A 12,780-nucleotide genomic window follows, 5' to 3' on the forward strand; every position below is an offset into this window, starting at 1 on the left:
CGGTTGAATGGAGTCGTGGAGAGCTGGTCGGTGTGTGAGGCGGCGCCTGATCGAGAGCCGGCCGGTGGGAACGAGGATCTGGCGCTGGTGGGGCCGGACTTCGTCGTGGTGCTGGACGGGGCGACCGCGCCGCGGGGCGTTGACTCCGGATGCCGGCACGACGTGGCCTGGCTGGTCCGTCGGCTCGGCGCGGAGCTCGCAACTCCCCTGGTCGGGCGGTCAGTCGCGCCGTTGCCGGATCTGCTCGCGGACGCGATCACCGCGGTCGGCGCCTCGCACGCGAACCACTGCGACCTGACGAATCCCGACAGCCCGTCGTCGACGGTCTCAATGGTCCGGGTCGGGCCGGACGTCGTGGAGCATCTCGTGCTGGCGGACTCACCGGTGGTGCTGCGGGCGCCGGACGGTCGGGTCACCCTGGTCGCCGACGACCGGATCGACCACTTGCCGGAGTACACCCTGGAGAGCGTTCGGCGGTTGCGGAACCAGCCGGGCGGGTTCTGGGTGGCGAGCACCGAGCCGAAGGCGGCGTACGAGGCGGTGCGGGGTGCGACGGAGCGGGACCAGGTCGAGGTGTTCGCGGTGCTGAGCGACGGGGCCTCGCGGTACGCCGAGCGGTACGGGCACTCGTGGCAGGAGCTGGTCGCGGTGCTGGAGGCCAGCGGTCCGCGAGGGTTGGTCGATCGGGTGCGCGCCTACGACACGGCGGCGGCGATCGGCAGTTTCCGCGGGAAACGGCACGACGACGCGACGGCGGTGCTCTGCCGCCTTGGCCGTCGCGCCGAAGGTTGACGACTGCGAGTTGTGTGGTGCAGGCCGCCTGGGACGGAGAGCCCGGCCGGCGACGCGCCCGTCAGCGGCCGGTGCCCCCGGGGGAGTCGGTGTGCGGACCCGACTCGCGGGTTGGAGTGGGGGGCTCCGGGTGGTCGGCGCGAGGCGCCTGCGGGCCAGTGCTGTAGGGCGGCAGCGGAGCGTTCGGGCTGGAGCCGGTCGTGCCTCCGTAGCCGCCAGGCCCGTACGGGCCGGGCTGGTGCAGCCCTTGCCCGCCGGTCCAGGTCGCCGGCGCCTGGTAGCCGAAGCCTCGGGGGTCCTGTGCACCGGGCAGCGCCTGGCTCGGACGGGGCGCGTACTGCGGGGTGGTGTCCTGCGGCCGCAGGTAGGACGGGGAAGTGGCCGGCAGCGGCGGCCCGAGCGGCACGCCGGTCGCGGGCATGCGGGCGTCGTACCAGCCGGAGACGCGCAGGAGCAGCAGCGACAGCATGGTGCCGGCGATGACCAGCAGCACCGTGCCGACGGTGAAGCCGATGTTCACCCCCAGCGCGAGCCGGACCAGGTAGTCCTGCAGGTCGTAGATGTCGACGTAGTCGCCGGAGGCGCTGGCGGCATCCGCCCGGTCGACGAGCCGGACCACCCAGCCGATGAAGCTGACGACGGCGTAGGCGCCTCCCCCGACGGCGATGACGCAGAACGCGACCCAGGCCGCCCACCAGCCGTACAGCAGTCCGCGGACCTGGCCGGAGCGTGCCACTCCCGGCTGGTTCGGCGGTTCGCTGGCGCGGACGACGTCCTCCACCACCTGCAGCGGGTACCAGAACTGGACGATCGGGCAGATCCAGCTGCCGACGACCCATCCCGGCGAGTGCCGGTGGACGCCCTGAGCCGGGACGCCCTGGTACGTGCCGTGGAGCGGATTGAGGACCTCGGTGTTCTCCCGCGCTTGCCGGACCCAGACCATCACGACGATTCCGGCCGCGAGAAAGGCGTAGCCGAGCAGGTTGAGCATCGTCCCGCTGCCCGCCACGGCCTGGGCGCCGCGCTCGATCTCCTCGTCGGAGAGCAGTCCGTAGACCAGGCTCTTGACCTCGTCGTACGACGACCAGAGCAGCACGGCCTGAATCCCGCTGACCACGGTCGTGGCGGCCATCAGCGCGATGGTGACCAGGGTGAGCCGGCGCATCGAGCGGTACTTCGCCCGCGACGTGCCGGGCAGCGGGTAACCGCCCTGGAACTGACCGACGTGCTGAGCATGACCCTGGTACTGACCTGGGCCCGGATACGGCTGACTCACGATCTCCACCTCCCCAGGTCGCCGTTACGAACAAAGCTATCGCAGCACCGGTGCGTCCCCAGAGTTGTCCACAGGCCTCACCAGGCTCAGCCCCTGCGGTCGCTCAGACCGAGGCGAACGCCGCCTGCGCCGCGGGCAGGGCCATCGCGCGATCGGCGGCGGAGAGACCCAGCCGGGTCCGCCGGTCCAGTAGGTCGTCCTCGGTCAGCGCGCCTTCGTGGCGGACGGCGAAGCGGAACTCGGCGTGCGTCGTCGCCAGCCCCGGCGCCACCGGCGCCAGCAAGGCCGGGTCGCCCGCGATCACGTCCGGGGCCTCGACTCCGTACCGCTGGACGAAGCGCGCCGGCGCCCGGACCGCCGCCAGCTGGACCCGGTCGGCGGCACCGACGAGCGGGATCCGGTGGGTCAGGCACGGCCGGCGCACCTCGAGCGACGACTGGGCCAGCGCGGTGTCGAGCGCGTCCTGCGCCATCCGCCGGTACGTCGTGAGCTTGCCGCCGACGATCGTCACCACCCCGTCGGGGCTGGTGATCACCGCGTGCCGGCGGGAGATGTCGGCCGACTTGTCCTCGCCCCGGTGATGCCCGGTGTCGAGCAATGGCCGCAGTCCGGCGTACGTGCCGAGCAGGTCCGCCCGGGTCAGCGGCTCCCGCACGGCCGTGTTGATCGTGCCGAGCAGGAAGTCGATCTCCGCGTCGGTGGCCACCGGTACGTCGCTGACCGGTCCCGGCGCCTCCTCGTCGGTGAGGCCGACGTAGACCCGGTCGTCCGGCGCCGGGATCGCCATCACCACCCGGCGGACCTGGCCCGGCACCGGCACGGTCAGCACGGCGGACAAGCCACCGAACGCGGACTGCGGCAGGACGAGGTGCGTCCCGCGGCTCGGCCGCAGTTTGATGCCGGCGGCGACCTGGTCGGCCCAGATGCCACCGGCGTTCACGACGACCCGGGCGTCCACGTCGATCCGCCGGCCGGTCAGCTGGTCGACGACGACGGCACCCCGGCCGGTCACCTGCTCGGCAGCGCACCGGGTCAGCACGCGGGCGCCGTACAGGGCGGCGGTGCGAGCGATCGCGACGACCAGCCGCGCGTCGTCGTACAGCTGGCCGTCCCAGGTGAGGAAGCCGCCGCGCAGGCCGTTCGGCGCGACAGTGGGCGCGTAGCGCAGGACCTCCGCGGAACTGACCCGGCGGGAGTGCGGCAGGTAGTCGTCGCTGGTGTGCGCGAAGGTCCGCAGCACGTCGCCGCCGAGAAAGGCCGACCGCAGCATGGCCGCCTGCGCGAACCTTGCTCCCGGCAACCAAGGCGCGACCTGCGGCACCGGGTGCACCAGGTGCGGCGCGGTCGTCTTCATCAGGATGCCGCGCTCGACGGCGCTCTCGTAGGCGATCCCGACGTGACCGGACGCCAGGTACCGCAGTCCGCCGTGCACCAGCTTGGAGCTCCAGCGACTGGTGCCGAAGGCGAGGTCGTGCTTCTCCACCAGGGCAACGGTCAGGCCGCGGGCGGCCGCGTCCAGGGCGACGCCGGTGCCCGTCACGCCGCCGCCGACGACCAGCACGTCGACCTTGCGGTGCGTGTCGAGCCAGTCGAGCTCCTTGGCTCGCCGGGCGGCGTTCAGACTGGCGTTGCCCACGGAGATCATGGCGTCGGATCCGGCACCAGGTAGCGGGTCAGCATGGTCCGGAGCTCGTCGTCCAGCCGCGGATACTCGTCCGCCGTGGCCAGCACCGGACCGGACACCGCCGAGGCGAGCGAGACCAGGATGATCTGCCGCGACAGCCAGTCCGGGTCGCCGGCGCGGATCGAGCCGTCCGCCTGGCCGGCCTTGATGCCCTCGGCGACCAGGGCGAGGTGGGCGACCGTGCTGCTGCCCCGCCGCTCCAGCAAGTACGGCGTGAGGAACTCCGGGTCGAGCTCGATGATCTTGCGCATCAGCGGGTGGGTGCGGGTCTTCGCGACGACCTCGACGACTCCTTCGACCAGCCGGGCGCGCCCGTCGACCGCGTCGGGCTGGAAGGCGGAGACCAGGGCGGTGGTCCACTCCCGGGTCATCAGCGCGGCGACGACGGCCTGCACGTTCGGCCACCGGCGGTACAGCGTCGCGCGGGACACCTCGGCGTGCCGGGCGATGTCGGCCATCGTCATCCGGCGCATGCCGATCGCGAGCAGCAGTTCGTACGCCGCGTCGAGGATGCGCTGCTCGCCGATCGCGTTGGCGGGGGCCGGCCGGCCGGTGGGCGCGGGGTCGGTGCCGGTGGCGGCGGAAGCGAAATCGCTGCTACGCTGAGACATCACGCGTCAGAGTGTATCAGCGACTCTGGTGCCGCGGGAACGGTCCGGCGAGGTGGGGACCAGGGGGTTCCACCTCGCCGGACGCTACCCCCGAAGCCGTCCGATGGGGAGTGCACGATGAGCGAGTCCGACCTGCCGGTGGTGCAACTCACGCCGGGGCGCTGGGGTGATCCGGCGCGGACGGTCGAGTTGCCGGCTGCTGCGCTCGCTGCTCTCCAGCACCTGGGTGTACGCCGCCCGGCTGCGCCGGTCGAAGGAAAGGAAAGCGAAGGGCCCGGAGCGGATGAGCCGACGGCTGGGCCCGGCGGAGGTGCCGGCGGGAATGCCGGCGGAGGTGCCGGCGGGAATGCCGGCGGAGGTGCCGGCGGGAGTGCCGGCGGAGGTGCCGGCGACAAGGCGAGGGGTGTTTTCGCCGGCCCGCCCGGGGGTGAGGGGGTGCGCTTCGGGTCGGAGGAGAGCCGCGTGGGTTGGGGGCAGCCGGGTGATGTCCCGGAGGTCGGCGCTCGAGCGGTTGCTGATCGTGCGGTGCTGGGGGCGTTGGTCGAGGTGCTTGGAGACAAGTGGGTTCGGGCGGACTGGGAGGCACGATGGGGGCACACGCGGGGCTATTCGACAGCTGATCTGCTGAAGTTCCGGGCGGCGGATCGGGCGGATGTGCCGGCGGCGGTGGTGTATCCGGGGTCGCACGACGACGTACTGCGGTTGCTCGAACGATGCGCCGCGGACAGGATCGCGGTCGTGCCGTACGCCGGGGGGACGTCGGTGGTGGGCGGGCTGGCCCCCAGCCGCCGGTTCGTCGCGGTGGATCTGAGCCGGCTCGACCAGTTGGTCGAGCTGGACGAGGTGTCGCGAACGGCGCGGCTCCAGGCGGGGGTGCGTGGGACGGCGGCGGAGGCGATGCTCGCGGAACGCGGGTACACGCTCGGCCACTTCCCCCAGTCGTACGAAGGCGCATCGATCGGTGGGTACGCCGCGACGCGGTCGAGCGGGCAGTCGTCGGCGGGATACGGGCGGTTCGACCAGATGGTCGTCGGGCTGACGGTCGCCACGCCGCGCGGCACGATCGAGCTCGGCCGGGCGCCGATGTCCGCGGCCGGGCCGGATCTGCGGCAGCTGTGGCTCGGGTCCGAGGGTGCGTTCGGCATCATCACCTCCGTGGTGGTCCGGATCCGGCCCCGACCGGTCGAGCGCTTCTTCGAGGGCTGGCGGTTCGGCACGTTCGAGCAGGGCCTGGACGCGATCCGCCGGCTCGCCCAGGACGGGCCGTTGCCGACCGTGCTGCGGCTGTCCGACGAGGCCGAGACCGCGGTCAACCTCGCCGATCCCGACGTCCTCGCAGGCGGAGCGGGCGGCGTACTGGCGATCGTCGGCTTCGAAGGCAGCGCCACCGCCGTACGCCGGGCCGCGGTGGCGGAGGTGCTGACGGCGGCCGGCGGCGAGTCGGCGGGTCCAGGCCCCGGTGAGACCTGGCGGCAGGGCCGGTACCGGGCGCCGTACCTGCGTGACCCGTTGCTCGACGAAGGCGCGCTGGTGGAGACGGTGGAGACGGCCGGGTTCTGGTCGAAGGTGCCGGAGCTGAAGACGGCGGTGACCGCGGCGCTGGTGAAGTCGCTCTCGGAGTCGGGCACACCGCCGCTGGTGCTGTGCCACGTGTCGCACGTGTACGAGACCGGGGCATCGCTGTACTTCACCGTGGTCTGCGCGCAGACCGACGACCCCCTCGCCCAGTGGCGCCGCGCCAAGACGGCGGCGAACGAGGCGATCGGCCGCGCGGGTGGCACGATCACCCACCATCACGGCGTCGGCACCGACCACCGCGAGGCCTACCAGGAGGAGATCGGACCGCTGGCCGTCGAGGCACTGCAAGCGGTCAAGCGGGTGCTGGATCCTGCCGCCGTGCTGAACCCGGGGATCCTGCTCCCGGAGAGGTGACGGCTCTTCCACGTCTGGAGTGTCAAAGAATTACATAAAGCGCGCGAACTATTGCGCAAGGTTATCTGCCTTCTTAAGGTGAGGCTCCGCCCCCGAGGAAGGTGCAGCTCTATGCCTCCGTCCGCTCCCAGACGTCCCGGCCGGCGCTTCGCCGTGCTGGCCATCGCCTTGACCACCGCAACCACCGGCACCGGCCTCTCCGCCACTGCCGTCGGCTCCCACCAGCTCATCGCTCTCCAGCCGGCAGCCGTCCAGGCCGTCGGCGCTTCCCTGCCCTTCACCATCGTCGAAGCCGAGAACTCCGCGACCAACGGCACCCGAATCGGCCCGAGCTACGCCCAAGGCACGCTCGCCGCCGAGGCATCGAACCGCCAGGCCGTCACCCTGAACAGCGGCCAGTACGTCGAGTTCACCGCGCCCGCCACCACCAACGCCATCACCGTCGCGTACTCCGTTCCGGATGGCCGCGCCGGCAGCCTGTCGGTGTACGTCGACGGGCAGAAACTGACCCAGCAGCTCGCGGTGACGTCGCGGTACAGCTTCCTCGACACCAGCTGGATCGCCGGATCACGCACGCACAAGCTCTACGACCACGCCCGGCTGCAACTGGGTCGCACGGTCGGGGCGGGCGCGAAGATCAAGCTGCAGGTCGACGGCGAGAACACCGCCGGTCCGTACACGATCGACGACGTCGAGTTCGAGCAGGTCGCCGGCGCCGCCGCACGGCCGGCCGGGTCGATCGCGATCACCGACCGCGGCGCGGACCCGAGCGGCGCGGGCGACTCCACCGGCGCCGTCCAGCAGGCGATCGACGCCGCCCGGGGTTCCGGTGGCGTGGTCTGGATCCCGCCGGGCCGGTACCGGGTCGGCGGCACGATCAACCCCGACGGGGTGACGATCCGCGGCGCCGGCCACTGGCACTCGGTCCTGCTCAGCCACCACCTGATCGACCGCCCGAACGGCGCCGGCAACGTCCGGCTGCACGACTTCGCGGTGATCGGCGACGTGACCGAGCGCAACGACCACTCGCCGGACAACTTCGTCAACGGCAGTCTCGGCCCGAACTCGGTCGTCTCCGGGCTGTGGCTGCAGCACCTCAAGGTCGGGCTCTGGCTGACCGGCAACAACGACAACCTGGTGGTCGAGAACAACCGGTTCTACGACCTGACCGCCGACGGCCTGAACCTGAACGGCACGGCGTACAACGCGCAGGTGCGCAACAACTACCTGCGCAACACCGGTGACGACGCGCTGGCCGCCTGGTCGCTGCACGCCGCCAACCGGAGCTCGGTGTTCGCCAACAACACGATCGTGCAGCCGAACCTGGCGAACGGCATCGCGATCTACGGCGGCACCGACCTGACCGTGCGGGACAACCTGATCCAGGACACCAACCCGCTCGGCGGCGGCATCGCGATCTCGAACCAGTCGTTCGGGTCGCCGTTCTTCCCGCTGGCCGGCACGATCACGGTGTCCGGCAACACCTTGCTGCGGACCGGGGCGATGAACCCGAACTGGGGCCAGAACCACCCGCACGGCGCGCTCCGGGTCGATGCCTACGACAGCCCGATCAACGCCCAGGTGCGACTGACCGGGAACCGGATCGTGGCCAGCCCGTGGTCGGCGTACCAGTTCGTCGACGGGGGTGGTGCCGGGCGCGCGGTGCAGAACGTGACCGTGGACGGTGGTTCGATCGAGGGGGCCGGCACGTTCGCGTTCCAGGCCGAGACGACCGGGTCCGCCACCGTCACGAACGTCCGGGCCAGCGGGATCGGCCGGGCGGGCGTCTACAACTGCGCCTACCCGGGCGGCACGTTCGCGCTGAACCGCGGCGCCGGCAACAGCGGGTGGGACTCGACCTGGAACGGCTGCACCTGGGTCGCGCCGGGCAGCGGCGGTGGGACGGACCCGTTGCCGCCGACCGGCAACCTCGCGGCGGGCAAGCCGGTGTCCGCCAGCAGCCAGGTCCAGAACTACGTGCCGGGCAACACGGTGGACGGCAATGCCACCAGCTACTGGGAAAGCGCGAACAACGCGTGGCCGCAGTCCCTCACCGTCGACCTGGGCAGCAGCCAGAACGTCAAGCGGCTGGTGCTGAAGCTGCCGCCGAGTTCGGCCTGGGGCGCTCGTACCCAGACGATCGCGGTGCACGGCAGCAGCAACGGATCGACGTACAACCAGCTGGCCGGTGCGGCCGGCCGGACCTTCGACCCCGGATCGGGCAACACGGCAACCATCACGCTGCCCGCGGTGGCCAGTGCGCGGCACGTACGGCTGACCTTCACCGGCAACACCGGCTGGCCCGCGGGACAGCTGTCGGAGTACGAGGTCTACGGGTCCTGAGGACCGGAGCGGCCGGGCCCTGCCCGGTCTGGCCGCTCCGCCGACCGCTTGACCTCAAGTCGGCTTGAAGGATGAGAGTGGCGGGCATGACTCCTTCACTCACCCGTCCGGTCGCCCTCGTCACCGGCGCCTCGGCCGGCCTCGGTCTCGCGCTCGCGCACGGCCTCGCCGACCGCGGCTGGTCGTTGATCATCGACGCCCGCGGCGCCGACGCGCTGAAGAACGTGGCCGACGCACTGGCCGCCAAGACCGACGTCGTGCCACTGGCCGGCGACGTCACCGATCCCGAGCACCGCGCCGACCTGGTCGACGCCGTCGGCGAGCTGGGCCGGCTCGACCTGCTGGTGAACAACGCCAGCTATCTCGGTCCCAGCCCGCTGCAACGGCTCGCGTCCGCCGACCTCAGCGAGCTCCGCCGCGTCTACGAAGTCGACGTGGTCGCGCCGATCGCGCTGACCCAGGCCCTGCTGCCCGACCTGCTCGCGGCCGCCGGGATGGTGCTGAACATCAGCTCCGACGCGGCGGTCGAGGCCTACGAGGGCTGGGGCGGTTACGGCTCCGCCAAGGCCGCACTGGACCACGCCGGCGCCGTCCTCGCCGTCGAGCACCCCAACCTCGCGGTGTACGCCGTCGATCCCGGCGATCTGCGCACCGCGATGCACCAGGCCGCCTTCCCGGGCGAGGACATCTCCGACCGCCCGGAGCCGGCGTCCGTCGTTCCGGCGTTCCTCGGGCTGCTGGACAGCCGGCCGGCGAGTGGGCGGTACCGGGCCTCGGAGTTCGCGCCGGCGGTGACCCCGTGAGGCTACGGCCGCACACCAGATTCACGCTGCCGGACGAGCTCAACGCGGTCGAGCCGCCGGAGGCCCGTGGTCTGTCCAGGGATCAGGTGAAGCTGTTGGTCGCGGAGGGGTCGACCGTCACGCACACCAGGTTCGACCGGCTCGGGGAGCACCTTCGAGCGGGTGATCTGCTGCTGGTGAACACTTCCGGCACACTGGCCGCCGCTGTCGAGGGCTCGTGGATCAGCAGCTCCGGAGTGACGCCCGTGGTGGTGCACTTCTCCACCGAGCTCGACGACGGCACGTGGGTGGTCGAGCTGCGCAGCAACGGCTTGCCGATGCTCGCCGGCTCCACCGGCGACCAGGTGGAACTGCCGGAAGGCGTGCTGAAGCTGCTGGCGCCGTACCAGGCGGGCTCGACTCGGCTGTGGCGCGCGCAGCCGCCGGTGGCCGAGGTGGTCGACTACCTGCGGCGCCACGGACGGCCGATCACCTACCAGTACGTCGATCAGCAGTGGCCGCTGGCGCTCTACCAGACGGTGTTCGCGAACCAGCCTGGTTCGGCGGAGATGCCCAGTGCGGGCAGGCCGTTCAGCTTCGAGCTGGTGAGCCAGTTGGCGGCGGCCGGCGTGCTGATCGCACCGATCCTGCTGCACTGCGGAGTGTCCTCGCTGGAGAGCCACGAACCACCTCTGGCCGAGAGGTACGCCGTACCGGAGCACACCGCGCGGCTGGTCAACTGGGTGAAGTCCACCGGTGGGCGGGTGATCGCCGTCGGCACGACCGCGGTCCGCGCGATCGAGACAGCAGCTCTGCCGAGCGGCTCAGTGGTCGCGTCGAGCGGCTGGACCGACCTCGTGCTCAGCCCGGAGCGACCCACTGCCGTCGTCGACGGACTGATCACGGGCATGCACGCGCCGGAGGCGTCCCACCTCCTCCTGCTGGAATCGGTGGTCGGCGGCGAGGCCGTGCAGCACGCGTACGACGCGGCGCTCGACCGCGGCTACCTGTGGCACGAGTTCGGCGACACGTGCCTGCTGCTGCGCGGCTAGGGCCTGCTCCGACCGGGGGCGCTGACCGTGCAGGGCCGGGCCCCGATCAGGTGACTTCCGCGTCGGCGGCACCGGCCGGGCCGTCGGTCGCGGCGGACAGCGCGGTGCCGGCGTTCTCCGGGGTACCGACCGCGGCGAGGTCGGCGGCCGGTTCGGTGGCAGCCGGGCCGCCTTCGTTGCCGGGCCGGGCCCGCTTGTCCACCGCGCGCGGACTCATCGGACCCACCACCGGTCCACCCGGCGGTGCGGGCATTGCGTCGTACTGGTCATGAAACGTGTCCTTACCTGTGAAGGTCCCCCGTTAGGGACTTCCTCACGTGTGACGAGTGACGTGGGCCCCGGGTCATGCGCCACTCCGGATCGACGTCAGATTGTGGCCTAGGCCAATTGCTTCGATCTTCAACGGTCGGCGCCGTACCCGTGCAGAAAGGCGTGCACCCCGGCGGTCACCGTCTCGGTCAGGTCGTCCTCGGCCACTGACCGGAATGAGGGGTCGGCCCCACTGATCAGGGCGGAGTAGTGCAGGGCGGCGCGCAGTGGATCCTCGACGACAAGCAGTCCGTCGGCGGCGAAGGCAGCGAAGCGGTCGGCGATCGCGCGGCGGACTGCCAGTGGACCGGTCTGCCGCCAGGTGTCGATCACCTCGGCCGGAATGTGGGCCGCCTCCGCGTTGATCTGGCGCACCAGCGCAGAGTGCTCGGCGTGACCTGGGACCGGGGTGCGCCAGGCGATGCCGAACGCGACGAGGTCGTTCTCGAGGTCGTCGACGGCGCCGAGGTGGCGGTCGACCAGTTCGAGCTGCGCGGCGGCGACTCCGGCCGCGCTGTCCTGGATCACCGCGGCGAACAGGCCGGACTTGTCCCGGAAGTGGTTGTAGATCGTCCGCGTCGACACTCCGGCCTCGGCCGCGATCACGTCGATGCTGCCCCGCGCGTAGCCGTCCCTCGCGAACACCCGCCGCGCACCGGCCAGCACTGCCGCCCGCTTGTCCACCGGTCCTCCTGCCAAGGTGCAACGATCGTTGTACTGATTACAACGATCGTTGTACCTTAGCTGCTCACCCCTGGAAGGAGCCATCCCGATGACCTTCACCGCTGAAGAGCTCGACTACCTGAACTCCCAGCCGCTGGCCCGGATCGCCACCGTCGGCGCCGACGGCCAACCGGACGTCGTACCGGTCGGCTTCGAGTACGACGGCGCCTACTTCTACGTCGGCGGCGGGCTGAACCCCGAGCGCACCCGCAAGGTGGTCAACGTCTGGAACGGCCGCCGCCAGGTGGCGCTGGTGATCGACGACCTGCCCTCGACCGACCCGTGGTCGCCCCGCTTCCTCCGCGTCTACGGCACGGCAGAGGTGGTCGAACGGGGTGGTCAGTTCGGCGCCGGCACGTACCTGCGGATCACTCCGACCGTCAGCTGGAGCTGGCACCTCGACGGCCGTCCGGTCGACGCCGACGCCTTTGCGCCACGCCGTACGGAGCACACCGCGGCTTAGGGCGTACTCACTGCTGGGCGGTGGTCAGCCAAGTGCGGGTCGCGGCGAGTGCCTCGGACAGTGGAGGCAGGTGTGGGTGCCACTTGCGTTCCCACTCGAGCGAGAGAGGGTAGTCGCTGTCGCCGAGGGCCTGGAGGAGTCGGTCGATCGGGTAGTCGCCGGTGCCGATCGGGACCGGCTTGAAGTCCTGCCGCGAGTCGGAGTCCTTGATCTGGACGAACTCGAGCCACGGACGCAGCAGGTCGAGCGACTCCGCCGGCGACTCCCCGGTGCGCCAGGTGTGGGCGGCGTCCCAGATCCCCCTGGCGGAGTGGCCGGGGACCTCGGCGTCCAGCAGCCGGCAAAAGGCGGCGATCGCTTGGCCGGACGAGTGGGTGTCGTGCGTCTCGAGCAGCACGCTGACGTCCTTGGGAGCCCTTGCCACCCGATCCATCGCGCGGAACTCGCCCGGTGTCGGCCCGTCCGGCCGGGCCGCGCTCTGGTCGTCCCGCAGGAACACCCGGACGCCGCGAGCGCCCAGGTCGGCGGCGAGCTCGAGATGGGCGTCCAGCGGTTGCTCCTCGACGCCGCACAGGTGCACGTAGCTGTTGATCGCGAGGATCTCCAGCCCGGCGTGCTCGATCCGCTGCCGGAGGTCCCGCCGTTCGGACGCGGTCAGTCCCACGTGCGTGAACTCGTCGTCGGCCGCGCGCAGCTCGAGGCCCGCGATGTCGTGCCGGCGGGCGAGGTCCAGGACGGCGTCGAGCGGCTCGCCGGCGCAGCCCAGCGTGGAGAAACCCAATGTCATCTGCTGTCCCTGGGGTCGGCTCGAGC

General features: G+C 71.5%; 12 protein-coding genes. 6 read left to right on the plus strand and 6 right to left on the minus strand.

Features of this window, described 5'->3' with window-relative positions:
• Positions 1-15 precede the first annotated feature (15 nt).
• Positions 16-792, plus strand: a complete 777-nt coding sequence (locus KFLA_RS00115; protein WP_041289068.1) for a protein phosphatase 2C domain-containing protein — start codon at positions 16-18, stop codon at positions 790-792.
• Positions 793-853: 61 nt separating this feature from the next.
• Here the strand turns inward: KFLA_RS00115 and KFLA_RS00120 are convergent, their stop codons facing one another.
• From KFLA_RS00120 to KFLA_RS00130, 3 genes are all read right to left on the minus strand, one after another.
• A complete protein-coding gene (locus KFLA_RS00120; protein ID WP_012917710.1) occupies positions 854-2,068 on the minus strand; it encodes a DUF4328 domain-containing protein in 1,215 nt (404 codons plus the stop codon).
• A 103-nt stretch (positions 2,069-2,171) separates the two neighbouring features.
• Complete coding sequence (locus KFLA_RS00125) at positions 2,172-3,713, minus strand: glycerol-3-phosphate dehydrogenase/oxidase (protein ID WP_012917711.1); 1,542 nt, start codon at positions 3,711-3,713, stop codon at positions 2,172-2,174.
• Positions 3,710-4,363, minus strand: coding sequence for a TetR/AcrR family transcriptional regulator (locus KFLA_RS00130; RefSeq protein ID WP_012917712.1), 654 nt, complete (start codon positions 4,361-4,363; stop codon positions 3,710-3,712). The genes KFLA_RS00125 and KFLA_RS00130 overlap by 4 nt, the downstream gene beginning before the upstream one ends.
• A 666-nt stretch (positions 4,364-5,029) precedes the next feature.
• On the opposite strand from KFLA_RS00130, the gene KFLA_RS00135 reads away from it, so the two are divergent.
• The 4 genes from KFLA_RS00135 to KFLA_RS00150 all read left to right on the plus strand — a co-directional run bounded on the left by KFLA_RS00135 (position 5,030) and on the right by KFLA_RS00150 (position 10,472).
• Positions 5,030-6,295, plus strand: a complete 1,266-nt coding sequence (locus KFLA_RS00135; RefSeq protein ID WP_237706675.1) for an FAD-binding oxidoreductase — start codon at positions 5,030-5,032, stop codon at positions 6,293-6,295.
• Between the two features lie 111 nt (positions 6,296-6,406).
• Positions 6,407-8,638 carry a discoidin domain-containing protein gene (locus KFLA_RS00140; RefSeq protein WP_012917714.1) on the plus strand — a complete coding sequence of 744 codons (2,232 nt, stop codon included), beginning with the start codon at positions 6,407-6,409 and terminating at the stop codon, positions 8,636-8,638.
• Between the two features lie 86 nt (positions 8,639-8,724).
• A complete protein-coding gene (locus tag KFLA_RS00145; RefSeq protein ID WP_012917715.1) occupies positions 8,725-9,441 on the plus strand; it encodes an SDR family NAD(P)-dependent oxidoreductase in 717 nt (238 codons plus the stop codon).
• Complete coding sequence (locus tag KFLA_RS00150; RefSeq protein WP_012917716.1) at positions 9,438-10,472, plus strand: S-adenosylmethionine:tRNA ribosyltransferase-isomerase; 1,035 nt, start codon at positions 9,438-9,440, stop codon at positions 10,470-10,472. The genes KFLA_RS00145 and KFLA_RS00150 overlap by 4 nt, the downstream gene beginning before the upstream one ends.
• A gap of 46 nt (positions 10,473-10,518) precedes the next feature.
• On the opposite strand, the gene KFLA_RS37760 is transcribed toward KFLA_RS00150, so the two are convergent.
• Both KFLA_RS37760 and KFLA_RS00160 read right to left on the minus strand, forming a co-directional pair.
• Positions 10,519-10,689: a hypothetical protein gene (locus KFLA_RS37760; protein WP_012917717.1), complete on the minus strand. Its 171-nt coding sequence runs from the start codon at positions 10,687-10,689 to the stop codon at positions 10,519-10,521.
• Positions 10,690-10,871: 182 nt separating this feature from the next.
• On the minus strand, positions 10,872-11,465 hold the full coding sequence (locus KFLA_RS00160; RefSeq protein WP_063822760.1) for a TetR/AcrR family transcriptional regulator: 594 nt from the start codon (positions 11,463-11,465) through the stop codon (positions 10,872-10,874).
• 88 nt (positions 11,466-11,553) lie between these two features.
• Between KFLA_RS00160 and KFLA_RS00165 the strand changes: the two genes are divergently transcribed.
• On the plus strand, positions 11,554-11,967 hold the full coding sequence (locus KFLA_RS00165) for a PPOX class F420-dependent oxidoreductase (RefSeq protein ID WP_012917719.1): 414 nt from the start codon (positions 11,554-11,556) through the stop codon (positions 11,965-11,967).
• Between the two features lie 7 nt (positions 11,968-11,974).
• On the opposite strand, the gene KFLA_RS00170 is transcribed toward KFLA_RS00165, so the two are convergent.
• Positions 11,975-12,754, minus strand: coding sequence for a sugar phosphate isomerase/epimerase family protein (locus KFLA_RS00170; protein ID WP_012917720.1), 780 nt, complete (start codon positions 12,752-12,754; stop codon positions 11,975-11,977).
• Between the last annotated feature and the right edge of the window lie 26 nt (positions 12,755-12,780).

It is taken from the genome of Kribbella flavida DSM 17836, from assembly GCF_000024345.1.
Lineage (GTDB): Bacteria > Actinomycetota > Actinomycetes > Propionibacteriales > Kribbellaceae > Kribbella > Kribbella flavida.